The sequence below is a fragment of the Furfurilactobacillus rossiae DSM 15814 genome (assembly GCF_000428925.1).
Taxonomy (GTDB): Bacteria; Bacillota; Bacilli; order Lactobacillales; family Lactobacillaceae; genus Furfurilactobacillus; species Furfurilactobacillus rossiae.
Genome location: NZ_AUAW01000019.1, coordinates 25,825 through 48,775, shown reverse-complemented (window position 1 = coordinate 48,775; position 22,951 = coordinate 25,825). Strand labels below are relative to the sequence as shown.

The window sequence follows — 22,951 nt, the reverse complement described above, 5'->3', positions numbered from 1 at the left end:
ACTGTGGACCGTGGCACTGAGTTTAGTGGGCTAGTATCACTTGAATCACAATATGGTATTAAGACCTATTACTGCCATGCTTATACTCCAGCTGAACGTGGTAGTAATGAACGCTTTAATCGGAATTTACGTTATTTTTATCCTAAAGGGACTCGTTTTGAGCACATTAGTGCTCAAGATTTAACGACGACGTTACTCCAAATTAACCAGCGACCGCTTAAAATACTCGACTGGCAAACACCGTATCAGGTTATGCTGACAAATTTGTCCAAAAATTCGGATTAAATTTGCAATCTACCTTGTAAGCACTCATGTGTTTACTTGCTACAATAGTGGAGCTGACCGAAGACAAAGTTCCGTGTCGGCACCATTTGGCGGCGGGAACTTTGCCGCTTAGTGGTGCAGGATGACTTATGAGACGTGTACTTCGGCTCATAATCAAGGTTAAAGACTCCGGGTTTCAGGAGGCTGAGACCGGTCCGCATGGAACGGCGTTTTCGGTCAGTGTAACGGCCGTGAGCCATTTAAAAAGAACAGCCAACCTGCTGAAATCACATCAGTAGATTGGCTGTTTCTTTGTTATTCGAAGGTTTTGAAGGAAAAGTTAACTGTCGCTTTCCGCGTTTTTCATATAGACCATTTGATCGTAAGACACTTGTTCCCGCAATATTTTGGCCATATCCATTGAGATTTCGTCGGCGCTGAGTGCGTCTTGAATGTACTGATATTCGGCCTGAAAAGCGGACAAGAAGAGTGAGTTGACAGCTTCATTTTGATCTGTTTGATCACGGCGGAATCGTTGTGATCGTTTGATATATGAATCACGAACAGCGTTGATGGCCGCCGGGTCACGCGTAATGTCTTGGTTGAAGAGCCATTCCATTGCCGCATCGTTACCTATTTTTTCGATAGTTTGCATCAAACGGCGGGTGTAGGAACGAGCCGCATGAGGATTATCGTGGAGAACCTGAATGAGGGCATTGGTGGAGGCCGTGTCATTCTTCGTCAGTGCTTCAGCAGTGGCACTAGAGACGGCCTCTTCACCGCTAAGACTGGCCGGCAAATCGTTCGCTGAACGAACGGTTACCGTAGCAGAGGAAACACTCTTTGCCGCACTAGCAGGTTCTGAGGACTTGTTACTCATAGCCGCCGCGTCACTAGTCGCTGCCGATTCAGTCGTAATTTGTGTCTTGGGCGTAATGTCCTTAATCGTATCAACGGGCGCGTCAATGACCGTAGTCGTTTGATCTGATTCGCTTTGATAGGAGGCTAGGTGTTGCTTGTACATTTGTCGGCCTCGCTTACGAATCTGGCGTTGTTTGCCAGGGTGAAGTAGACGCATCAATACAAACTTCAATCGTAATTTAACCTGGGTGCTGACGGTGGCGTTGGCTCGCCGACTGGTGATCATTAACAGGTATTTACGGTATATTTGTTGTTCGCTGGTGTTGAGATTACCATTTTCAATTTCATTGTTGATGGCGTCTGCTTCCGCTTGAGCAGCACCGTCAAAGAGGGCCGAAACGGTCTTTCTGTCAGGTCGATGTAAGGTGCCTTTCTCATCAACCAATGTTTCGATGACGGTGTGACGGGCGGAGTTGTTTGGCACGTTATTCTTCAGCCAGGCAATCGCATAGTCCAGCATGTTTTGGTGTGAAACCTGGAAGTCCTCTTTATTATCGTCATCCTGTTTAGGCAAAATGAACGGAATTGTGAATAAAGGAACGACTAGACTGATCAAGATGATGATGGCAGAGATGAAGATAAGTTCATTACGCATCGGGAAGGACGCACCGTGTAGTGTTAATGGCAATGAGAAAGCCATCGCTAATGTGACGGTGCCGTGAACGCCACTCAATGCTAGTAAAGCTGCGGACTGGTTGGGGTCCTTGCGGAATGGTAAGTTGAGAAAACGCCGGATCCAGAGGAATCGGATCGCAATCATCAGCAGGTAAATCCCGACAGCTAAACCAAGCAAAATTAGGATCGAAACTTGGTGTTTAGCGAACAAGTTGTCGATGATGGTTGGTAGACTCACGCCAAGCAGGACAAACACAAATCCGTTTAAAATATCGGTGAGCAGTCCCCAGACACTTGAACTAACGACCTGCATTTTTGTAGAGGTCAGGTGCAACTGATTGCGTTCAATACCATGAATTAAACCTGCTGCAACGACGGCTAAGATGCCGGAAACGCCAAGTTCTTCAGCAACGTAATAAATCAAAAACGGTGTCAATAGCTGAATGGGCACGCTAGTAGATGCATTATCAACATTCCACCGAATTAATCCAATTCTTAAGCCAACAATCGCCCAGCCAAGGATCAAACCAACTATGATTCCACCGAAGAAGGTTTCCAAAAACGTCAGCACACCACTTGCAGGTGAAAAGTTACCGGACGAAAAGGCTGTTAATGCTAAGTCAAAGGCCACAATACCAGAAGCATCGTTGAATAGTGACTCACTTTTCAGCGTTTCCATTAACCCGGATGGCAGTTGCAAGTTCTTGGTGATTGAGCTGACCGCCGTGGCGTCGGTTGGACTGACAATCGAAATTAACATGAACGCGAGTGGTAAGGCAAACGCTGGGTAAATCCAGTGGACACCGAAACCAACGACAATGACTGTAGTAATCACGAGGAGGATTGCGAGTGACAGCGTGTCAGAAAAGTTGCGCCGTAGCCGACTATTTGACGTTTCCTGCGCGTCATTAAACATAATGGGTGCAATAATCGCAAATAGAAAAAGCTTTGGATCAAATTGATAATGATGATAAAAAGTGACAAATGATAACGCAATCCCCGCCGCGATTTGATAGAACGCGAGTGGAATTGCGGGGTATTGGTTATAAATGATTTCAGCGGCAATAACGGCTAAGATCAAAATACCAATAAAGAAAGCTAAGCTCATATTTGTTCACAAACCTTACATTGAATTTGGCTTTATTATACGCGCCAGGGATGCTAAAACGTTAGCCAGGACGTTTGACGGGAAATATGCAAATCGTTGACTTACAAAAGATAAGCACGTATACTACTATTATAAAATTCATGGAAGAGGTGTTAGCGATGATGAACATGAACTGTTGTAGCGGATTGATCAACCGACCAAGTTTATGGGGAAGTCTAGAAACCGCTAACACCTCTGGATTGCTTATGCCGTAATTGGCATTCGACAATCGTCATCAAGAAAATTTTGTTAGCATTCACCCATCTGCTTGGTTCTAGGGCCAGGACAGGTGTGGTGAATGCTTTTTTGTTCATCTGCGCCCCATAGGAACGCATAATTATCAGTAACGGAAGGGAGGTTGCCATGTTTAAAACGGTTGACCGTATTATCAAGGAAGATCCGGCGGCACGAACGCGTTGGCAGGTGGTGCTGACTTATTCAGGATATCAGGCATTGGTCGGCTATCGATTGTCGCATTGGCTGTGGATCAGACAACATTTATTGCTTGCTGAGCTAGTTAGTCATTGGACGCGCCATCATACTGGTGTGGATATCCATCCAGCAGCAACCATTGGCGAGCGACTATTTATTGACCACGGCATGGGTGTTGTGATTGGTGCCACGGCAGTGATTGGCGATGACGTTACAATGCTTCATGGTGTCACATTAGGGTCACGTCATGATCAGCCGGGCAAACGACATCCAACAGTTGGCAGTCATGTGCTCCTTGGCGCAAACGCATTATTGTTGGGCGACATTAAGATTCATGACTTCGCTAAAGTTGGTGCTGGCGCTGTTGTGCTCCACGACGTTGGCACAGGCAGTACCGTTGCCGGTAATCCCGCAAAGGTTGTCCGCACATGGCATCCCAATGAACCGGTTACGCATTTAGAAGATACTCAAACAAATACAAAGGTAGGTCATCAACATGATTAAAAAAGAAAATATTTTAGATTATATCGGTCACACACCCATTGTTAAGCTCCAACGTTCGGTGCCAGATGGTGCCGCTGATGTTTATGTGAAGTTGGAATTTTTTAACGAGGCTGGTTCAGTGAAGGACCGGGTGGCTCTAAAAATGATCGAAGCAGCAGAAACAGCTGGCACTTTGACACCAGATATGACGCTAATCGAACCTACTTCTGGAAACACAGGGATTGGCATTGCTGCGGTAGCGGCCGCTAAGGGTTATCATGCAGTTTTAGTAATGCCAGATACTGCTAGTAAGGAACGAAAGCAAATTATGAAAGCTTACGGCGCCGAATTGATTGAAACACCTGGTAGCGAAGGCATTACTGGTGCCATTAACTTGGTGAACGACAAGCTCAAGGAAGGCGGCTACTTCCGTTTGGGACAATTCATTAATGAGTTGAACCCACAGGCACATTACGAGACGACTGGTCCTGAAATCGTTGACTATTTCGATGGCACGCCGGATGTTTTTGTTGCCGGAATTGGTACTGACGGCACAATTTCAGGTGCTGGACGATTCTTACGTGAGACTAACAAAGATGTTGAAATTATTGGGGTTGAACCTGCTACGTCAGCTGTTTTGAACGGTGGTCAGCCAGGCAAACACCCAATTCAAGGAATCGGAACTGGCTTTGTGCCTGATGTTTTGGACACCCACGTGTACGATAGCGTGACAGACGTAACTGGTGATGACGCTGTTGCTACTGCTCGGTCAATTGCACGTCAAGAAGGCATTATGTTGGGCTTCTCTGGAGGCGCTGCCGTTTGGGCGGCCATTGAGAGGGCTAAGACGTTAGGCACAGGCCATAAAGTGCTGGCGTTAGCCGCTGATAATGGTGAACGTTACCTTTCAACGCCACTTTATGCCGACTAAAAAAATTATTTTGTGTCGATAACCATCAACAGGTTAGGTTCGCTTAACTGTTGATGGTTATTTGTTTGCATTGCCGTCGTCAGTGGCTCGGTTTGAGTCAGCATTATCGTTGCGGTGACGCATGGCCACCAAGAAACGGACAATAACATCTTGTTCCTCTGGTGAAAACTCGTCGGCCACATTTTCTTTTGCTTCTTTGTCATCGTCCTGAATTCCATGTGCTAAGGACAGTAGCCATGTGCCGGCATCCGTTAAGCTATAAAACTTTTCTCGTCGATTTTCTGGATTGGTTTGCTCATCGACCAAGCGTCGTGAGATTAGGCGTTTTAAATATTTGGATAGTGTGCCTGGTAAAATGTCGAGGGCGTCACTGATCCCATGTGCATTGATTTGGGGATGTGCTTGAATTGTTTCCATGACATCGCGAAGGGGTCCGCGGAAGTGCTGGTCGATATGATTGGCCCAGTCTTGCATATTATGTTGTTCATGATGATTATGATGGCCCATCTCTCTTGGCCCGCCACCAAAACGTTTGTGCATCATCATTGCTTGCTGAAAACGCATGTCAAACGGGTGGTTGGCCGTTTCAAAATTGAGCAGACCTGTATAAAGGTCGTTGATTTCTTGTGCACGTGAATGGTCCATATCCATGCCTCCATTTGAATTAATATATTTATTTTACCGCGAAATGTTTCTTTTGGAAACAATAGGTGCTATACTCATTTTTGTTTCCAAGAGAAACAATCATTTTTTAAACGGAAGTGATCCTATGGATTTAGCAGAAGCAACTCGTTTCGACATGGTTTCTGTTGTGGTAAACGCGGCCACAGAAAATATTGACGCGTTTGATTATGCTTTACAGACGGCAGTTCATGATAATGCCAGTCTCAACATTATTGTATGGATAGATGATGATAATTTAAGTGTTTTTAATGCATTGAACCCAAGATACGTTCGCAAACAACACAATCAGGCCGATAAGTTTGCAACAGATTTAAGTGATGTTGCTAAGGCGATGGGTGCCAAGAACGTGAAAGTTTCCATCAAGCGGGGCAGCAATCTGGCCCGGTTAACGGAAGAAGTGTATTGCACTGATTTTTCGTTTGATGTATTGGTGATGGGGTCAGACCATCACGATCATGCGCAGATTCGTCGGGCGGTAAATCAGGCTAACGACGAATTAGAAGTGGCAACTGTTGTGCTTTAATATGATAGCTATCCAAAGACGCTTCTAATTTGAGCGTCTTTTTTTATGCTTGAGAGATGAAAAACGTTAAACTTTTTGGCTAACCGTTCCGCCAGACAGGGACGGCCGTTCTGTGGGAACGGTCTCAGCCCACTTTGCGGTCTTCGACCTCGATTCAGAGCCAGAAACCGTCTCTGAAGTCTCCCTGCAATACTAAGCGGCCGTGAAGCGCCGCTAAGAATTGCTATCACAGAACTATGTCCCTGCCTGGCTACACTCCTAATACCATTCGGAAGTCTGACAAAACTGATATTAACAGTGCTAAAAGTAAACCGTTTGTTTTCAAACGTTTGACTTATAATTTTATATGGAGAGTTAAGGGGAAATACATATTCAGGGGAGATATTTAAGTATGAAAAAGACTGTTGTGCTGCTGATATCAACAGCTTCGTTACTCATGTTGACTGCTTGTGGTAATTCAAGCAATGGACAGAATTCTAGAGCTGCGACTAATAAAAGCGAGAAGGTTGTTAAACATTCCAAAACAAATTTGAGTTCTCACGCTGATTCGTCAACTAGTGATACTAGTCAAGACTCAAATCAAAACGATGAATCGGCGAATGATAATGACCAAACTGACGCATTTATTCAGGCACCATGGACATTTTCGACAGCTTCATCGTTCCTACAAAAGGTTTATAGTGCCACGCCAGAGGGGAGCGAACATATTGGACTAGATCGAATTGATCTGAGGCAAGCTGTTGATTCATCGGCTAATAGCCCGATTAATAAGTTACCAGGAAACAGTATTTACATTTCAGAAAATAATAAAAGTGGCGCAGGAGACGGCGGCTTTGTGCTGACCAAAAATTCCGATAGAACTGTCACGATTATCGAAGGGTCTGGTGCAATGTCCGAACCGTTTGAAAAACTGGTCGTCGATGCTAAAAGTGGGCACATATTAAGTACTCAGCAACTTTCTGGCTACGATAACATGTTTGCGTATTTTGGCATTGATGTTTCTAACGATGACCAAGCGAATAGCGACAGTCAAAGCGATGCAGATTCGACCGATGATGACTCGTCAGATTCAGTGAGTGATGATTCGCAAAGCAACGATGATAGTGATTCAAACGATGATACTTCAGATTCTCAATCGAGTGAAGATGACAGTAGTTCTCAAGATAGCAATAATAGTGTCAGTGTCGATTCTGATAGCGTGGATTCGAATGATAATGGCGATTAGGAATGCACATCAGTTAGCTGAAATATGCTAAGATAACAGCACTAACAAACGGATGGGAGCGCAGCAATGGAACAGTGGTCAGAAGAAACGATTGCAGCGTTTCGAAAAACATTATTAAACTGGTATGACGAAAATAAACGGGATTTACCATGGCGGCGAGATCATGATCCGTATCACGTGTGGGTATCGGAAATTATGTTGCAACAGACGCAAGTGAATACGGTTATTCCTTACTATGAACGCTTCATGAGCATGTTTCCCACAATTAATGATTTGGCTGCGGCCAAACCGGAGCAATTGTTGAAAGCATGGGAGGGCCTTGGCTACTATTCTCGGGCGCGCAATCTGCAACGGGCGGCACAGGAAATCGTCAACGACCGGCATGGCGAATGGCCGACAACGGCAGCGGGTTTGCAGGAACTGACTGGCATTGGTCCATACACAGCGGGCGCGATTGCTAGCATTGCGTTTGGTGAACCGGTGGCTGCAGTCGATGGAAACGCCTTTCGAGTATTTGGGCGTTTGCTGATGATTGATGCCGATATCACCAAGCCGGCAACTCGCTCAATTTTTGCTGAGACGATTGATCGAATTATTGATCCACAGCGACCTGGGGATTTTAACCAAGCAATTATGGACTTGGGCAGTAGCTACATGACAGCGAAGAATCCGGATGTTACGCACTCACCGGTAAAGGCGTTTGACCGTTCATACGAAACAGGGCACGTACTTGACTACCCGGTTAAAACGGCCAAGCCACGGCCAGTGCCAGTCGATTATGTTGCACTAGTCATTCACACACCTGCTGGGTATTTAATGACCAAACGATCATCGATGGGATTACTGGCAAACTTATGGACCTTTCCACTGATTAAGGTCAGCGATTTGTTGAAGGATGATGAGCAGGAAACAGACCTGATGGACCCCGATGTTGTGTCACGAGCTGAGCAGGCGTTCGAAACGGAAACTGAAATTCCGGTTTCATTGGCATTGATTGGTGGTCGCGCCGTGACACACACGTTTACCCATCTAAAGTGGCAAATTCGACTGGTCTCTGCAGAGTTATCGGCCGTGCCAGACATCAGTTTGTTTGCAGGTGAAATTGTGGCTGAATCGGCGTTTGATCATTATCCAATGCCAGTTGTCCAACAAAAACTGTGGCGACGTTGGCAAGCTGCATCAAAAAAGTGAGGTAATTATGGCAGGAAAAAAGTTTTATGCAGTAGCACATGGCCGCAAGACGGGGATTTTCACGACTTGGGCAGCAGCCAAACAGCAAGTCGACGGGATGGCTGGAGCACGATACAAGAGTTTTCCAACACGCGATGCTGCTCAACAATGGTTGAACGCTGGCGGACAATACACCGCGTCAGGCCACAAGTCAGCGGCAGCCTCTACACGGCAACGTCCGACAACCAGTCAATCAGTAACAGAAAAAATCGTCATGTATTCTGACGGTGGTTCTCGGAACACGGGTAATGTTGCTGGTGGTCACGTGCGTCAAGGTGATAAGGCTGCTTGGGCTTACCTGATTAAAAAAGACGGCATGCAATATTACGATTCACTGGGTGAGTTTGGTGCGACTAACAATAAAATGGAGATCACTGGCTTATTGCGGGCGCTACAGGCGTTACAACAGTCGGGTTTGAACAGAGAACCAATTTTGGCCGTGTTGGATTCAAAATATGTCCTGGATGCGATTACTAAACGTTGGTTAGCCGGTTGGAAACGACGGGGATGGGCACGCAGTAACGGTGCGCCACTGGCCAACAAAGAGCTGTGGCAAGCGATGAGCGACCAGTTGACAGCCTTTCCACATCTACGTTTTGAGTGGACGAAGGGTCACGCTGATAATTCTGGTAACGTGTTTGTGGATGAACTGTTGAATCAAACAATGGATGCCATGAGTGAGGAAAATCCGATCGGCAAACGGTCCGAGGTGAACCCGTTAGCGACAGTTGCAGATCAAACGGTGGCTGTTGATGACTCTGGTAATGCGGCGTCAGATGATTCTGAACAAATGAATTTATTTTAAGACTTTTAGAGACAGGTGACGGGTATGAATAAGTGGCTACAGCTCGTAATTTCCTATACATTGGGACTGATCTTCTTTGCCTTTTTTACCTTGGTAGCGCATTTGAAACCAGCCGGTGGATTATTTTACGCGATTACCGCATTTGATTATGGCAATCTTGTGAATTGGTTATTACTTTATCCGTTTGCCCGCGCGAGTGTCAGTCGCTGGCGCCAACTGCGACGGCAAGGCAAAACTGTTGATAACCGAACATTTATCCGCCGTGCCTATGATGAAAACGGCGAATCTTTTGCGCAAACGGAATACAACAGCGCGTGGGCTTCACATGGCTCGCCAAATGGTGGCTCAGCGCTGGTGACATTTACGCTGTATGGCTTAGTTTATATTTTTGCAGTTGTTATTGACGTTTGGCTTTTGATTCGACTTGTATTTGTTACGCACCGAAAAAATTAAATAAACGAAAAAGGTTCAAACACAATAATCTGCGTTTGAACCTTTTTTGTGTAACGGTACAAATTAATAATCTTCTTTAATGAGGTCGTGATAGGCCAAATCAACGGGTTCACGCTCTGTAAATAGTTTGTAGTAAGCCTTCGCAATGTTAACGGGATCCTGATTTTCACGGTGACCTTCACGAACGTAGGTATTGATGGTCACTTGGCCGGCAAAGATGTTAGTTTTTGCCAAATCTTGATTGAGGGCTAAGACAAAATTCTTCATTGCCGCTTTTTCCATGCTTTGCAGAGGCGCACCAGTTGATGGTTTGGTGGCTGCAATACTGTTAGTGAATAGCAAGGCCGTTGGTTGTGAACTTTCAAGTAGGGCAGGAATGGCTGCGTGGGCTACCGCTACCGGCGCAACTGCACCGATCAGCATGCCAGTTTCAGCTGTCTCAGCCGTGAGTGCTCGTGGCTTAATGCCAGGACGGAATGTGGCGTTAAAGATGACGGCCGTCAGTTGACCCAACTGTTTGACTTGATCAAACGCTTCGTCAATAGTGTCCGCCTTTGTCAGATCAACTGGAAAAATAGTAGCGTTGATCTGCTGATGTTGAAGATCGTCAGCAGTTTGTTTTAGGATATTTTCATCGCGGGATAGCAGCACAATTTGGAAACCTTGCCGACCAAAAAGTGCGGCCTGGGCTTGAGCCAAGCCAGTTTTACCAACACCAACGATTGCAACAACGGGTTGTGTCATAATGATCCCCTCCAATTCAATCTCAATATATGTTTGGCAACAGTATAGATGATTGATCAGAAAAACTCAGAAAATAATGCTCGCTATTTCGAAAAAACAGAATAGTTGTTAGCTGACGGTTTGTAAACGAGCTGGTTATTCTCACTGTGGCAAACTTAATTTGCTGTTAAGTCACGCGTTGCGACTGGTCACAAGGATTCGAAAGCGTTAAAGTTAATTAGAAATAAACGGCTGAGTGGGAAACATCAGCGATGGGGAGGTTTGCACGTGCACCGACGGATTTGGACAATTACCAGTGCGCTCGTTTTAATGCTGGGCGCAAGTTTTGTGTTGTTCCATAAAGTAACCAGCATTGGCGTGACTGCCGAACCACTGGAGAGTAGCGAAGTTAACAAGAGTGTTATCCAAACGCACACGCCGACCATCTTCATGCCTGGCTGGGCCACTTCGGCTAACTCGTTTAACGCTATGATCGGTTATATGCAGGGTGAACGTACTGCAGGCAAAGTGATGCGAATCAATGTCGACTTCTTTGGCCGCATTCACGTGATCGGTCACCTTAAAAAAACGGATATTAATCCGCTCATTCAAGTTACGTTTGACCGCAATCTAGGGAATAGTTATCAACCACAGGCAAAGTGGCTCAATCAAATTCTGATGTTGCTCAAACGTCGTTATCACGTTAACGAATACAATGCCGTTGGCCATTCATGGGGCGGTAGTGCGATGGTTACTCAACTGATCCGCTATGGTAACGATAAGCGATTGCCAAAGTTGCATAAGATGGTATTGTTGAGTGCACCGGTCGATGAAAGTATTGATCGGCCTAAAGATGTTTTGCCTAGCGGAAAGCCTAAACGTTCATCACACAGTTATCGTCAGTTGATCGCAGATCGCAACAATTTGTGGGCCAATAGTCAGGCACAAATCTTTAATGTTTATGGTTCCGCTAATGGCGAAGATACGGACAATTCAGTGCCTATTGTGCAGGCACAGGCTTTGCGCTATCTTGTTCGCGGCATTGTGCCGCAGTATCACGAGATTTTGATGAACAATACCAATCATCACCAAATTCACACCACAATTCGTAGCTACAAGCTAGTCACCAACTTGCTTTTTGGTAAACCAGGTAGTAAACCTTAATCTTACAATTAAGTTAGCCATTGCGCGTACACCTACGGTTGGCAGCATTGACACACTCGCCGTGGGACCGGCTCAAGCCCGAAGTTCACGGTCTTTCACCTCGTCGTCAAGCCTCGTGGAGTGCCGAGTCTTAACGCCCGTCCGTAACCTAAATTCGGGAAAACCACCGAATTAACGTTACTTTCACGGCTCGGTATCAATGCTGCCGCCCTTCGGCTCACATAGAAGTTTTAAGTATCTCTTCCTTGGTTTAGACGATGATGCATTGCTGTTTTTGGCTATGGTTCGTCTAAATTATATAGTCAACTGGCCGTGATTTGCCGATTCGCTCCTTCGTTAAGAATCTTGCTTGATGATGCTGAAAGGAAATGTTTAAGAAGCTGTAGGTTGGTAGTGTTGAATCCTGCTGTGTCGGTGGTGTTAATTTGGTTGCTTTTGCCGAATTTACAGCACGGGACGAGCTTCAAGACGTGGGTTGTGCGGCTTGAAGTCGAGGAATAAGACTGTGCTTTTCAGGCTTAATCCGGTCCCCACAGCAGGGTTCAAAAATGGACAACCGAAAGCGGGCGAAATCGCAATCATTTTCAAAAAAATCGATAATCAAAAAATCCTGTTAATTAGTGAGAACTAATCGACAGGATTTTTATGTGAATACGTTAATGGCGTGACGCCCGCAAGTTGCCACGTTGATGGTTTTTGACTGTATGTGCTTTGAACCGTGGCGTTGCCGCTTCGCCGACGAACTTGAAGTGTTTTAACTGTCCATGAAATGGCTGCCCAGCTGCTCGCGTACGGGCCCACTTGTCCATTTCATCTGCCATGTTGATGGCCGCGTCATGACGTTGTGGTGCATTTTCAGCCAAGGCTGCTTGAGCAATATCACTGCGTAAGGCAGCCGTTAAATTGTGATTATAATCAACGAGTTCTTGCGTAATCGGGGCATCCTTGTAACGGTTGAATAACCGTTCAATGTACCGCATTGCATCCTTGCTATCTTTGGGCTGATAATACCGATCTTCTGACACGAGCGCCATCCTTTCTATTAATACAATGGCTTCAGTTTAACGAAATTTGTCACATTAGTAAACGACTACTTAGTTGGTTTGATTCCAGTATGACAAGCCGCCGCGCCAAACGTAAAGCGACGGTAATGGACTTCTTCAAAGCCGGCTGTCTCAAATGCTTCGGCCAACGTTTGATAATTGGCAAATGCCTGAGTAGTCCGCTGAAGATAATCGTAGTCATCATGAGCATGGGCAAATACGGCCCCTAACCACGGCATGACGGTGCCGAAATACCATTGCCAAACGGGCTTGATAATTGGCGCGGTTGGTTGAGAACTTTCCAAGCACACGAGCTGACCACCAGGACGTAAGACGCGTAGCATCTCCGTTAAACCGGCGTTTAAGTCTGCTAAATTACGCATACCAAAACCGATTGTAATCAGGTCAAAGCTGTTGTCGGGAAAGGGCAAGTGAAGTGCGTCACCAAAAGAAACGGTCGCCTCATTCGTTAAATTATTATCGGCAATTTTTTGTTGAGCCAGCTTAACCATTGCCTGACTGAAGTCAACACCAATGACTTGACCATTGCGGCCAATGCTATTGGCTATCGAAACCGTCCAATCACCTGTCCCACAACATAAGTCGAGGACCGTGTCGCCAGGTAAAAAGTGGGCTTGGCGCATGGTATATCGCCGCCATGTGTGTTGTAACCCGAGGGAAATAATGTTGTTCATGCGGTCATAATCCGGCGCAATGCGAGTGAAAAGAGCCTGCACACTTGCCGGATTTTTTGGAGTACTTTGGGTCAATTTGCTCACCACCAATCGAATAATATTAATATATGCTCTTTAAGCCCGACACACAAACGTTTTTAAAGTTGCCTCTGTTTCACAAGTTTTTGCGCGGGTATAATTTAATGGGACACAAATGAGTAACAATAATGATGAAGGTTTAAGAGACAAGGAGAAATCATGTTAACGCTATTTTTGTTACTGATGCAGCGGGTTGGACTGATCATTATCCTCGCCTTTCTTTTGGTGAATGTCAGTTATTTCAGACAATTAGTAAAGGCTGACGATACATGGACAGCGAAGGGAATGTTGATTCTCATTTTCGCTGTTTTTGCGATTATTTCAAACTTAACGGGGGTTGAAATTACTTCCCACAACACGTTGGTGTCAACAACTTGGCTAACCGGTCTACCAGCTACTGATTCAATCGCTAACACGAGAACCTTAGCGATTACGGTGTCCGGCTTAGTTGGTGGACCACTGGTCGGAACGGTGGTTGGGTTGATTGCCGGTGTGCACCGTGTGATTCAGGGAAACGGATCCGATCTGTTTTATATTTTCAGTTCGATTATTGTTGGTTTTCTTTCTGGGATGATTGGCAAACGTTATCTCAACGAGAGCCGATATCCAAGCATGACGACGTCGGCACTGATTGGGTTGATGATGGAATCAGTCCAGATGCTTTTTATTTTCATTTTTAGTGCCTCTGGATTCAGTTTAGTAAAACTCATCTTTTTCCCCATGATGATTTTAAATAGTGCCGGAACGGCTATCTTTATGTCAGTCATTTCAGCTTACATTAGGCAGGAAGAGCAGTTGCGGGCCGTGCAAACGCACGATGTGTTGGAACTGGCAGACCGGACATTGCCATTTTTTAGTTCCGGTTTAACCGAAGCCAATGCACAACAGGTCGCAAGCATCATTCGTAAGTATACGAACTTTGATGCAATCGGCATTACGGATACGACGGATGTTTTGGCTCATGTGGGGCCGGGGAGTGACCACCATATTCCCGAAAAAGAAATCAAGACAGATTTATCCAAACGGGTCATTGCGACCGGTCAGATGCGAATTGCTCATTCTAAGGCCGAAATTGGCTGTCCGCATCCAGGATGTCCGTTGGCGGCCGCAGTGGTGATTCCACTAGTCGTCCAAAACCACGTTGTGGGTACGCTGAAGATGTACTTTACCAATCCGAAAGATTTAACGCCGGTTGAGGAACAGTTGGCAACGGGGCTAGCCTCAATTTTTTCTAGCCAATTGGCATTAGGGGCTGCTGAGGAACAATCTAAGCTCGTCAAGGATGCCGAAATTAAGTCCTTACAAGCTCAAGTCAATCCTCACTTCTTCTTTAATGCAATCAATACGATATCTGCGTTGATGCGAACAGATGCTGACAAGGCACGCACTCTGTTATTGCAATTATCGACGTACTTCCGAACAAACCTGCAAGGTGTCCGTCAAACGGAAATACCATTGCGGCAGGAACGCGAACATGTTGATGCATACCTATCGCTGGAACAAACGCGATTTCCAGATAAATACGATATTACGTTTGATACGCCATCGGATGATGAAGTATTGATTCCACCGTTTACCATTCAAGTGTTGGTTGAAAACGCGATTCGACATGCGTTTGATGATCGACGATACGGTAATCGGGTGTGGGTCAAGGTTGAAGCCCAGCGCTATGCGACTGAGATTAGTGTCAGCGATAATGGTTTCGGGATTGACCAAGATGTTTTACCGCAACTTGGTCATCAAGTGGTAACTTCTACGAATGGTAGTGGTACAGCGTTGGAAAACTTGAATGCGCGGCTGGTGGGGCTTTATGGTCCAAACAGTCAGCTACATTTTAAAACATCTTCAACTGGCACGACGGTAAGTTTAACAATTCCAAATAAGCAGGAGGCAATTCATGAAAGTCTTAATCGTTGATGATGAACCGCTCGCGCGTAACGAGCTAGAATACTTGCTTAAGCAGAATTCACTGGTTGATCAGGTGTCTCAAGCAGAATCAATCAGCCAGGCGTTGACACAATTATTAACTACTCCCAGCGACCTCGTTTTTCTCGATATTTCTTTGAACAACGAAAACGGTTTTGATTTGGCGAACAAACTTGATCAGTTAGCGAATCCACCGTTAGTGGTCGTGGCAACAGCCTATGATGATTATGCGGTTCGTGCATTTAACATCAATGCGGTCGATTACGTGCTTAAACCATTTGAGCAACAACGAATCAATCAGGCGTTATCAAGAGTTGACGAGGTGCTTCAGCTTCGTGAAGAAGCCAATCCAGTTGCCAAAGCCAAGCCGCGTAAGCAACTGGGGATGATTTCAATAACCGAAAACGAAAAGACACGTGTTCTTAAGCAGGGGGACATTCTCGCTGGCTTCGTTGAAAATGGTGAGCTAATATTGACGACCAACGAGGGTCGCTTCCACACGCACCAGACGTTAAGCTGGCTGATGACACGATTGTCTGAAGATCAGTTTATGCAGGTACATCGCAGTATTGTCGTTAATATCACCGCCATTTCTGAGGTCGAACCGTGGTTTAACCACACCTATCAAATTAAGCTGACCAACGGCGACAAGGTGCCGGTTAGCCGTTCCTTTGTTAAGTCGATGAAAGATCGATTGAATATGTAAGCATTCTGTATGCCACTTGCGGTTGTCAACATTGACACACTCGCCGTGGGACCGGTTCGAGCCTCCCAAGTTCGGAGTCTTTCACCTCGCCGCACAGCCTCGTGAAGTTCCGAGTCTATGCGACCGTCCGTGTTGTAAATCCGAGAGAAGCATTCGGATTAACAACACCTTCACGGCTCGGTATCAATGTTGACGCCCTCCAGCTATATAGTAGTTAGCTTCATGCAAACGTTACTTATATGTCTAACGGTAAGATGGCGGCAAGGCGTTTACCTGTTACAGTAGTGGAGTTGACTAGAAACATAGTTCCGTGTCGGCAACATTTAGCGGCGGGAACTTGGCCGCTTAGTGTTGCGGGATGACTTATGAGACGTGTACTTCGGCTCATAATCAAGGTTAAAGACTCCTGGTTTTGGAGGCTGAGACCGGTCCCCATGGAACGGCGTTTCTGGTCAATGGAACGGCATAAAAACTGTTGTTTTCAAAGCATTCGCAACTAGACGAGTGCTTTTTTGTTTACCCAAAACAGGTGTATGAGCGTGGATTGAACAATCGTGAACTTAGTGAAGTAAGTTAACAAATGTCTGGCAGTAAATCAGTTCCCGAGCAGGGTATTTCAGCTGGCAAATTGTGCGTTTGACAAGTGAATCACGTTTTTTTGTGAATTGGCGACTACACTTTAACTGTTAGAAAGTGCTGGCACGGCAATCTTTGCCGTCACTAGTGACACTATTCACAATATTGGAAAGGACGTTTGTCATGGCAGAAAATAATAAATCTAAGACGGCGACATCAACTAAAAAAGATGCGCCCATTCTGGTTCAAATCGGTATTTATGCCACGGTACTATTTATTTCCTGGCTCATTTCTGAGTTTGTTGCAAAGACTTTTCCAAAGTTCCCATTACCAACGCCGGTTATTGGGCTGGTATTACTCTACTTAGCATTGACGTTCAAAATTATTAAAGTAGAGTGGGTTGATTCCTTCGGTAGCTTTATGATCAGTCTCATTGGTTTCCTTTTTGTTCCTTCTGGTATTCAATTAGCAGGTACGCTTGGTATCCTGCAAAACGAAGGCTGGAAGTTAGTTATTGTTATTATTCTATCCACTATCGTATTGCTGGTTGTTGTGGCTTACACCGCGCGGCTCTTTATCTGGATCCGGGTTCACTGGTTCCACGGCGATGCAACTGTTAATCAGGATGATCAAAAGTAAAAGGAGGATTGCTTTATGTCTGTTTCAATTTTAGCGGCTGCTGCGGCACCGGTCATTAAAGGACCACTGGCTTACTTTGCGACACCATTCTTCGGAATCTTCTTGTCCATCGCTGTATATTTATTGGGCCAATGGTTATTCAAGAAATTTAACGGGTTCTTCTTATTTCAGCCATTATTTGTTGGGATGGTCCTTGGGATCATCGTGTTGGTTATCATGGCCAAAATGTTGGGCATGGACACAGCTAAGTTCTACACCACGGCTTACAAGCCCGGTGGTGACATTATCTTCTGGTTCTTAAACCCAGCAACGATTGCGTTTGCCGTTCCGTTGTACAAACGTAACGATATTGTCAAAAAGTTCTGGTTGGAAATTCTGTTGTCACTGATTGTTGGGGCATTCGTCTCACTGTTTGTCATCTTCGGTATTTCCAAACTATTCGGTCTCAGCAACGTCGGGATTGCGTCCATGTTGCCACAAGCTGCAACGACTGCGATTGCGTTACCAATTTCAACAGCTGTCGGTGGTAACGCTGCCGTAACGGCAATGGCATGTATCCTGAATGCGGTTATTATTTACGCATTGGGTGGCTGGCTTGTTAAAGTCTTCCGTTTGAACTCAGATCCAATTGGGACTGGGCTTGGTTTAGGGACTTCCGGACACACCGTTGGTTCAGCATTTGCTTTACAGTTAGGTTCCGCTCAAGGCTCTATGGCTGCCATTGCGGTGGTTATCATCAGTATCGTTATCGATATCGTTGTGCCAATCTTCGCTGCCTTAGTTGGTCTCGGTTAATTTAAAATGATTTTATGAACGTCGCCAAACGAATATGTTGGTGACGTTTTTTATGCGCCAAAACACCAACATTACTACCAAAAAGACTTACTTTGTGAACAAACTTAACGATTGTGTCGTCCTCTAAGAAAACGGTTACAATAGCTACGGTATTGGTGTTCATAGCATAAATAATCCGTTATAATTTTGCTCAAGAAGAGTTTTGTTCACAAGCATAGGTAAACTTTTTGGAGGCGATTAAAGATGGCAACACATGGTAAGCATCCACAGAAGACATCGAACCGTGCACCAATTTTGATTCAAATTGGGATCTACGCAACAATTCTGTTTATATCGTGGCTTATTTCCGAGTGGGGTAACAAGACATTTCCTAAATTTCCGCTACCGACACCAGTTGTGGGATTAGTTCTCATGTATCTGGCCTTAACCCTACACATTATTAAGGTAGAGTGGGTCGAGGATTTAGGCGCTTTTTTAATTAGTATTATTGGATTTCTGTTTGTGCCTTCTGGAATCCAGCTGGCAGGAACGCTCAATATTTTGGAAAACGAAGGCTGGAAGTTAATCTTAGTTATCATTATCTCAACCGTGATTTTACTGGTTTCCGTCGCCTATTGTACCCGCTTCTTTATTTGGCTCCGCGTGCATGTTTTGCACAAGGATGCGCAGGTGGATGCGGATACCAAGGATGAAGGGTAGGTGGCGAACATGACAAGTACATTCATTTTAGGTGCAGCTGCACCAGTCATTAAGGGACCACTTGCTTATTTTGTGACACCGTTCTTTGGAATTGTACTATCAATTGCTGTTTATTTATTGGGTCAGTGGTTATTTAAAATTTCAAACGGTTTCTTTTTATTTCAGCCATTATTTGTTGGTATGGTAATGGGTATTTTGGCGTTAGCAATTCTTGCAAAGTGGCTAGGGATGGACACTGCTGCTTTTTATACGCAAGCTTACAAACCCGGTGGTGATATCATTTTCTGGTTCTTGAATCCAGCGACGATAGCCTTTGCGATTCCGCTATACAAGCGTAACGACATCGTGAAAAAGTTCTGGCTGGAAATTTTATTATCATTGATTGTTGGTGTTTTCATTGCACTATCGTTGATTTTCTTAGTTGCCAAAGGATTTGGTCTCAGCAAAGTTGGCCTGGCATCCATGTTGCCACAAGCTGCAACGACCGCGATTGCGTTACCAATCTCGACAGCTATTGGCGGTAACGCGGCAGTTACAGCGATGGCATGTATCTTAAATGCCGTAATCATTTACGCACTGGGTAACTGGCTCGTTAAAGTTTTCCGTTTAAAGTCAGATCCAATCGGTACTGGTTTGGGATTAGGAACTTCTGGTCACACCATTGGGTCGGCGTTTGCTTTGGAGTTAGGCACCATCGAAGGCTCGATGGGAGCCATTGCGGTGGTTATTATTGGCATTGTAGTTGATCTAGTAGTGCCGATTTTTGCAACCTTGGTTGGGTTACGATAAAAGTTTCCTGTTTATAATAGTTTTCAATTGACGGTTTTACACATTGCGTTCGATACTTAAAGTGTAAGTAATATTTGAGGGGGCGACGCAACGTGGAAATTCGGTTAGCACGGGCCAGTGATGTTCCAGTAATTGCCAGAATTCACGTTGACAGTTGGCAACAAACATACTCAGGCTTGTTGCCACGCAAAGTGATCGATCAGCATTCATATCCGGACCGTTTGGCTCTGTGGGAAAAGATTTATCAGTCAGACCGCACGTTAGTTGCCATTGATGAACACAGCGGGCGTTTGTTAGGCTTCATTACCGGTGGGCCGCAACGTTCGCATCCGGAGATGACAGATTATCCAGGCGAAATTTACGGCTTATATGTCGATCCTAAATTAGAGCATCATGGTATCGGGACGCGGTTGTTTTATAGCAAACGGGCGGAACTGCTTAATGAACGTTTGCTACCATTTACCATTGATTGTCTTAGCAGCAACGTTCCAGCACTTGGATTTTACCAGTCGCATGGTGGGGAGTTGCTAAAATCGGGGACGTATGTGGCAAACGGCTGTGATTTTGAAACACAAGTCCTGACATTTAATATGCGCGTTTTGGGATTGGATTGAGTGATTTCTACTTCGAAAAAGGAAAGAATCAAAGCAGTGTGATTTTTCACATGCCTTGGCTCTTTCCTTTTATTTTTGGCTTAAAAATGTGACTTCTTTGTCGTCTTTATAGCAAGGATGACGCTTACGGTTGTCAATATTGACACACTCGCCGTGGGACCGGTTCAAGCTTCCTGAAACCAGAGTCTTTCACCGCGCCACACAGCCTCGTGAAGTTCCGAGTCCATGCGACCGTCCGTGATGTAAATTCGAAAAGATCCTTCGAATTTACATCACTTTCACGGCTCGGTATCAATATGGACGACTGGCAGCTAACATAACGGATGTCTTCAAAAACAAAAGTACCGTCCATTTCCTGAATGTCAGGATTGAACGGTACTGATCTCATATCTAAATTAAATTAAGTAAATCATGTGGTTTATCTAGCACTTCTTCACTGTCACGAATGAGTTTTTGATCCTTGGGGCCGCCCCAAGTAGCCAAGGCAAACGCTAGGCCAGCGGTGTGGGCTGCCTGTAGATCGTAAATGGTGTCGCCAACATAAATGGTTTGTGTTGGATCGAGTTTCATCTTATGAATGATGGCAAACAGGGAGTCTGGCGCTGGTTTACCGCGTTCCACTTCGTCAGCGGTAACGTGATCATCCATGTATTGATCTAGGGGAAAGTTTTCGACAAGGTCGCGCTGATACTCTGGTGCGGCCTTGGATGTCACGATGGCTGTCTTTAGACGCGGGTTTTCATGTAATTGTGCAAGTGCAGACGTTATTCCTGGGTAGACACGCATGGTATCATATGTATCCTTTGTGTATGTTTGCCACGTATCAAGCAATCCATCGATTTCGTTGTCAGGAATGCCAATTTCTTGTAAGGCGATTTTGCCAGTTGTGCCAAACGTCGGGGAGAGTTGGTCATAATCGAATTGGCGGCCGCTAGCGGCTAGTGCACGCTGCATGGACAACATGTACATTTTTTCGGAATCAATCAGTGTACCATCCACATCAAACACAAAGTTTTGCATAAATAATCCTCCATACTAGAATATAAACGGAATTTACCATCATTATAGCAGACTGATGTTTATGACAGAATTTTCTAGTTCCGTCCGCTGTTGTAGAAACCTGACCGGGTGCGTTAAAATGGCAGTTAAGTAATTAAAAATGTACTGGAAGGATTGAGTAAACACATGAAATGGGATAAAGCTTGTACAACCGTTTTAGTTGGGAAAAAAGCGTCCGTTGATGGCTCCGTAATGGTAGCGCGTAACGACGACACATTCTTGCCAATCACACCACAAAAGTTTGAAATGAAACCAGCTGCTAATGGGCGCCATGAGGAATTAGCATCTACTCAGAACGGTTTTAAGGCACCACTACCAGAAAGTGGTTATCGTTATCAAGCAACGCCAAACGTGGACGTTCAAAGTGAAGGTATCTACGACGAAAGTGGCTTCAATGAGAAGAATGTTGCCATGTCTGCTACCGAAAGTGTTTACGCCAACGAAAAAGTTTTGGCTTATGACCCATTGTTGCCTGATGGCATGGCCGAAGACACTATGCAAACGATGGTTCTGCCATTCATCAACTCCGCTAAAGAAGGGGTTGAGTATTTAGGCAAGTTGGTTGCCAAGTACGGCTCACCAGAAGGTAACGGGGTTATCTTCGCTGATAAAAACGATATTTGGTACATGGAAATCGTTACTGGTCATCACTGGGTTGCTTCACGAATTCCCGATGATGCCTATGTTGTTGCGGCTAACCAGGTTGGTCAGGAACAAATTGATTTCGATGACCCGGACAACTTTATGTGGTCTGACGGTATTCGTGAGTTTGTTGATGAACATCATTTGAACCCTGATAAGACTGGTTGGAACTTCCGGCATATTTTTGGAACGGATACCGAAAAGGATCGTTACTACAACACACCACGGGTTTGGTTTGCACAACGCTACCTGAACCCAGAAATCGAACAGGATCCAGAATCCAGTGATTTGCCATTCATTAATCATGCCAACCGGTTGATTAGCGTTGAAGATGTTGAATATATCGAAGGCTCACACTATAACGAAACGAAATATGATCCACTCGGTCATGGTTCCGATGAAGACAAGCTGCGTTACCGAGCAATTTCATTGAACCGGACACAGCAAAGTCACGTTTTGCAAATCCGTAACGATGTGCCAGAAGCATTGTCTGCCGTTATGTGGATTTGTATCGGTATTCCTGCCTTTACGCCATATTTACCATTCTATGCCAACGCAACGGATACGGATCCTAGTTACAGCAACACATCCATGACTTACAACGTTAAGGATGCTTACTGGATGTACCGGACAGTTTCCATGCTGACAGAAAGTCACTATAGTCACTTCGTCCAAGACGATGTTGACTATCTTAAGGACTGCCGTGAAGAGTTACGTCGCTTAATGGACGGAATTGATAAAGAGGCACAGGCTAAGGGCCTGACAGGCGACGCTTTGACAGCCTATCTGACGGAGCAAAACCACCACATCGTTGATGTCATGCGCGACAAGACAATGGCAATCATCGGTCACTTTGTTACTGAAGGATTGAACCGTTCCAAACTGACATTTGATTTTGACATTAACTTGTAGAATTGTGTATTGATTTAAAATGACCCACATACTGGCGTTTGCTAGCGTGTGGGTTATTTTGTTTGAACCAGCGATCACGTAAAATGCTTGTTGCTTATGGGGGACAAAACTTTGTGGAGATCGATCAAAAATGGTCATTATTACAAAATTTGTGTATAAAGTGTTTATTATTAGTCGA

23 protein-coding genes are annotated in these 22,951 nt (G+C 45.1%); 17 read left to right on the top strand and 6 right to left on the bottom strand.

Annotation, left to right across the window (positions count from 1 at the left end; all coding sequences use genetic code 11):
* A partial coding sequence (locus G400_RS0110795; protein ID WP_143444632.1) for an IS30 family transposase occupies window positions 1-285 on the top strand: 285 nt, incomplete at its 5' end.
* A gap of 319 nt (window positions 286-604) precedes the next feature.
* Here the strand turns inward: G400_RS0110795 and G400_RS15140 are convergent.
* Complete coding sequence (locus tag G400_RS15140; RefSeq protein ID WP_017260731.1) at window positions 605-2,908, bottom strand: cation:proton antiporter; 2,304 nt, start codon at window positions 2,906-2,908, stop codon at window positions 605-607.
* A gap of 402 nt (window positions 2,909-3,310) precedes the next feature.
* On the opposite strand from G400_RS15140, the gene cysE reads away from it, so the two are divergent.
* Window positions 3,311-3,883 (top strand): serine O-acetyltransferase, encoded by a 573-nt coding sequence (gene cysE / locus G400_RS0110785; RefSeq protein WP_017260732.1) that lies wholly within the window; start codon window positions 3,311-3,313, stop codon window positions 3,881-3,883.
* A complete protein-coding gene (cysK, locus tag G400_RS0110780) occupies window positions 3,876-4,793 on the top strand; it encodes a cysteine synthase A (RefSeq protein WP_017260733.1) in 918 nt (305 codons plus the stop codon). The genes cysE and cysK overlap by 8 nt, the downstream gene beginning before the upstream one ends.
* Window positions 4,794-4,850: 57 nt before the next feature.
* Here cysK and G400_RS0110775 read toward each other — a convergent pair whose 3' ends face one another.
* A complete protein-coding gene (locus tag G400_RS0110775) occupies window positions 4,851-5,438 on the bottom strand; it encodes a MarR family winged helix-turn-helix transcriptional regulator (RefSeq protein WP_017260734.1) in 588 nt (195 codons plus the stop codon).
* Between the two features lie 124 nt (window positions 5,439-5,562).
* Here G400_RS0110775 and G400_RS0110770 point away from each other — a divergent pair, with 124 nt between their 5' ends.
* The 5 genes from G400_RS0110770 (at window position 5,563) to G400_RS0110750 (ending at window position 9,713) form a co-directional block, all read left to right on the top strand.
* Window positions 5,563-6,000, top strand: a complete 438-nt coding sequence (locus G400_RS0110770; RefSeq protein ID WP_017260735.1) for a hypothetical protein — start codon at window positions 5,563-5,565, stop codon at window positions 5,998-6,000.
* 391 nt (window positions 6,001-6,391) lie between these two features.
* Window positions 6,392-7,225: a hypothetical protein gene (locus G400_RS0110765; protein ID WP_017260736.1), complete on the top strand. Its 834-nt coding sequence runs from the start codon at window positions 6,392-6,394 to the stop codon at window positions 7,223-7,225.
* Between the two features lie 66 nt (window positions 7,226-7,291).
* Window positions 7,292-8,416 (top strand): A/G-specific adenine glycosylase, encoded by a 1,125-nt coding sequence (mutY, locus tag G400_RS0110760; RefSeq protein ID WP_017260737.1) that lies wholly within the window; start codon window positions 7,292-7,294, stop codon window positions 8,414-8,416.
* Between the two features lie 7 nt (window positions 8,417-8,423).
* A complete protein-coding gene (locus tag G400_RS0110755) occupies window positions 8,424-9,260 on the top strand; it encodes a ribonuclease H family protein (RefSeq protein ID WP_017260738.1) in 837 nt (278 codons plus the stop codon).
* A 24-nt stretch (window positions 9,261-9,284) separates the two neighbouring features.
* Window positions 9,285-9,713, top strand: coding sequence for a hypothetical protein (locus G400_RS0110750; protein ID WP_017260739.1), 429 nt, complete (start codon window positions 9,285-9,287; stop codon window positions 9,711-9,713).
* Window positions 9,714-9,776: 63 nt separating this feature from the next.
* Here G400_RS0110750 and G400_RS0110745 read toward each other — a convergent pair whose 3' ends face one another.
* Window positions 9,777-10,457, bottom strand: a complete 681-nt coding sequence (locus G400_RS0110745; RefSeq protein WP_017260740.1) for an SDR family NAD(P)-dependent oxidoreductase — start codon at window positions 10,455-10,457, stop codon at window positions 9,777-9,779.
* 267 nt (window positions 10,458-10,724) lie between these two features.
* Between G400_RS0110745 and G400_RS15135 the strand changes: the two genes are divergently transcribed.
* Window positions 10,725-11,600, top strand: coding sequence for an alpha/beta hydrolase (locus tag G400_RS15135; RefSeq protein ID WP_017260741.1), 876 nt, complete (start codon window positions 10,725-10,727; stop codon window positions 11,598-11,600).
* 656 nt (window positions 11,601-12,256) lie between these two features.
* On the opposite strand, the gene G400_RS0110730 is transcribed toward G400_RS15135, so the two are convergent.
* Both G400_RS0110730 and G400_RS0110725 read right to left on the bottom strand, forming a co-directional pair.
* Window positions 12,257-12,634 carry a hypothetical protein gene (locus tag G400_RS0110730; protein ID WP_035143922.1) on the bottom strand — a complete coding sequence of 126 codons (378 nt, stop codon included), beginning with the start codon at window positions 12,632-12,634 and terminating at the stop codon, window positions 12,257-12,259.
* Between the two features lie 56 nt (window positions 12,635-12,690).
* A complete protein-coding gene (locus G400_RS0110725) occupies window positions 12,691-13,422 on the bottom strand; it encodes a demethylmenaquinone methyltransferase (RefSeq protein WP_404825506.1) in 732 nt (243 codons plus the stop codon).
* A 153-nt stretch (window positions 13,423-13,575) separates the two neighbouring features.
* Between G400_RS0110725 and G400_RS0110720 the strand changes: the two genes are divergently transcribed.
* From G400_RS0110720 to G400_RS0110690, 7 genes are all read left to right on the top strand, one after another.
* Complete coding sequence (locus tag G400_RS0110720) at window positions 13,576-15,333, top strand: sensor histidine kinase (protein ID WP_017260745.1); 1,758 nt, start codon at window positions 13,576-13,578, stop codon at window positions 15,331-15,333.
* Window positions 15,314-16,048, top strand: coding sequence for a LytTR family transcriptional regulator DNA-binding domain-containing protein (locus tag G400_RS0110715; protein WP_017260746.1), 735 nt, complete (start codon window positions 15,314-15,316; stop codon window positions 16,046-16,048). The genes G400_RS0110720 and G400_RS0110715 overlap by 20 nt, the downstream gene beginning before the upstream one ends.
* A gap of 759 nt (window positions 16,049-16,807) precedes the next feature.
* On the top strand, window positions 16,808-17,263 hold the full coding sequence (locus tag G400_RS0110710; protein ID WP_017260747.1) for a CidA/LrgA family protein: 456 nt from the start codon (window positions 16,808-16,810) through the stop codon (window positions 17,261-17,263).
* Window positions 17,264-17,278: 15 nt separating this feature from the next.
* Window positions 17,279-18,058, top strand: coding sequence for an antiholin-like protein LrgB (gene lrgB / locus G400_RS0110705; RefSeq protein WP_017260748.1), 780 nt, complete (start codon window positions 17,279-17,281; stop codon window positions 18,056-18,058).
* A 243-nt stretch (window positions 18,059-18,301) separates the two neighbouring features.
* Window positions 18,302-18,757, top strand: a complete 456-nt coding sequence (locus G400_RS0110700) for a CidA/LrgA family protein (protein ID WP_017260749.1) — start codon at window positions 18,302-18,304, stop codon at window positions 18,755-18,757.
* 9 nt (window positions 18,758-18,766) lie between these two features.
* Window positions 18,767-19,546: an antiholin-like protein LrgB gene (lrgB, locus tag G400_RS0110695; RefSeq protein WP_017260750.1), complete on the top strand. Its 780-nt coding sequence runs from the start codon at window positions 18,767-18,769 to the stop codon at window positions 19,544-19,546.
* Between the two features lie 92 nt (window positions 19,547-19,638).
* Window positions 19,639-20,160, top strand: a complete 522-nt coding sequence (locus tag G400_RS0110690; protein WP_017260751.1) for a GNAT family N-acetyltransferase — start codon at window positions 19,639-19,641, stop codon at window positions 20,158-20,160.
* A gap of 390 nt (window positions 20,161-20,550) precedes the next feature.
* On the opposite strand, the gene G400_RS0110685 is transcribed toward G400_RS0110690, so the two are convergent.
* Window positions 20,551-21,180: an HAD family hydrolase gene (locus G400_RS0110685; RefSeq protein WP_017260752.1), complete on the bottom strand. Its 630-nt coding sequence runs from the start codon at window positions 21,178-21,180 to the stop codon at window positions 20,551-20,553.
* A 165-nt stretch (window positions 21,181-21,345) separates the two neighbouring features.
* Here G400_RS0110685 and G400_RS0110680 point away from each other — a divergent pair, with 165 nt between their 5' ends.
* Entirely contained in the window at window positions 21,346-22,773 is a 1,428-nt protein-coding gene (locus tag G400_RS0110680; protein WP_017260753.1) for a C69 family dipeptidase, read from the top strand.
* Window positions 22,774-22,951: the final 178 nt, after the last annotated feature.

What these genes read in the sequence shown, in the direction of transcription:
- G400_RS15140 (WP_017260731.1), bottom strand. Translation starts at nt 2,908, where the DNA reads ATGAGCTTAGCTTTCTTTATTGGTATTTTGATCTTAGCCGTTATTGCC.
- cysE (WP_017260732.1), top strand. Translation starts at nt 3,311, where the DNA reads ATGTTTAAAACGGTTGACCGTATTATCAAGGAAGATCCGGCGGCACGA.
- cysK (WP_017260733.1), top strand. Translation starts at nt 3,876, where the DNA reads ATGATTAAAAAAGAAAATATTTTAGATTATATCGGTCACACACCCATT.
- G400_RS0110775 (WP_017260734.1), bottom strand. Translation starts at nt 5,438, where the DNA reads ATGGACCATTCACGTGCACAAGAAATCAACGACCTTTATACAGGTCTG.
- G400_RS0110770 (WP_017260735.1), top strand. Translation starts at nt 5,563, where the DNA reads ATGGATTTAGCAGAAGCAACTCGTTTCGACATGGTTTCTGTTGTGGTA.
- G400_RS0110765 (WP_017260736.1), top strand. Translation starts at nt 6,392, where the DNA reads ATGAAAAAGACTGTTGTGCTGCTGATATCAACAGCTTCGTTACTCATG.
- mutY (WP_017260737.1), top strand. Translation starts at nt 7,292, where the DNA reads ATGGAACAGTGGTCAGAAGAAACGATTGCAGCGTTTCGAAAAACATTA.
- G400_RS0110755 (WP_017260738.1), top strand. Translation starts at nt 8,424, where the DNA reads ATGGCAGGAAAAAAGTTTTATGCAGTAGCACATGGCCGCAAGACGGGG.
- G400_RS0110750 (WP_017260739.1), top strand. Translation starts at nt 9,285, where the DNA reads ATGAATAAGTGGCTACAGCTCGTAATTTCCTATACATTGGGACTGATC.
- G400_RS0110745 (WP_017260740.1), bottom strand. Translation starts at nt 10,457, where the DNA reads ATGACACAACCCGTTGTTGCAATCGTTGGTGTTGGTAAAACTGGCTTG.
- G400_RS0110730 (WP_035143922.1), bottom strand. Translation starts at nt 12,634, where the DNA reads ATGGCGCTCGTGTCAGAAGATCGGTATTATCAGCCCAAAGATAGCAAG.
- G400_RS0110720 (WP_017260745.1), top strand. Translation starts at nt 13,576, where the DNA reads ATGTTAACGCTATTTTTGTTACTGATGCAGCGGGTTGGACTGATCATT.
- G400_RS0110715 (WP_017260746.1), top strand. Translation starts at nt 15,314, where the DNA reads ATGAAAGTCTTAATCGTTGATGATGAACCGCTCGCGCGTAACGAGCTA.
- G400_RS0110710 (WP_017260747.1), top strand. Translation starts at nt 16,808, where the DNA reads ATGGCAGAAAATAATAAATCTAAGACGGCGACATCAACTAAAAAAGAT.
- lrgB (WP_017260748.1), top strand. Translation starts at nt 17,279, where the DNA reads ATGTCTGTTTCAATTTTAGCGGCTGCTGCGGCACCGGTCATTAAAGGA.
- G400_RS0110700 (WP_017260749.1), top strand. Translation starts at nt 18,302, where the DNA reads ATGGCAACACATGGTAAGCATCCACAGAAGACATCGAACCGTGCACCA.
- lrgB (WP_017260750.1), top strand. Translation starts at nt 18,767, where the DNA reads ATGACAAGTACATTCATTTTAGGTGCAGCTGCACCAGTCATTAAGGGA.
- G400_RS0110685 (WP_017260752.1), bottom strand. Translation starts at nt 21,180, where the DNA reads ATGCAAAACTTTGTGTTTGATGTGGATGGTACACTGATTGATTCCGAA.
- G400_RS0110680 (WP_017260753.1), top strand. Translation starts at nt 21,346, where the DNA reads ATGAAATGGGATAAAGCTTGTACAACCGTTTTAGTTGGGAAAAAAGCG.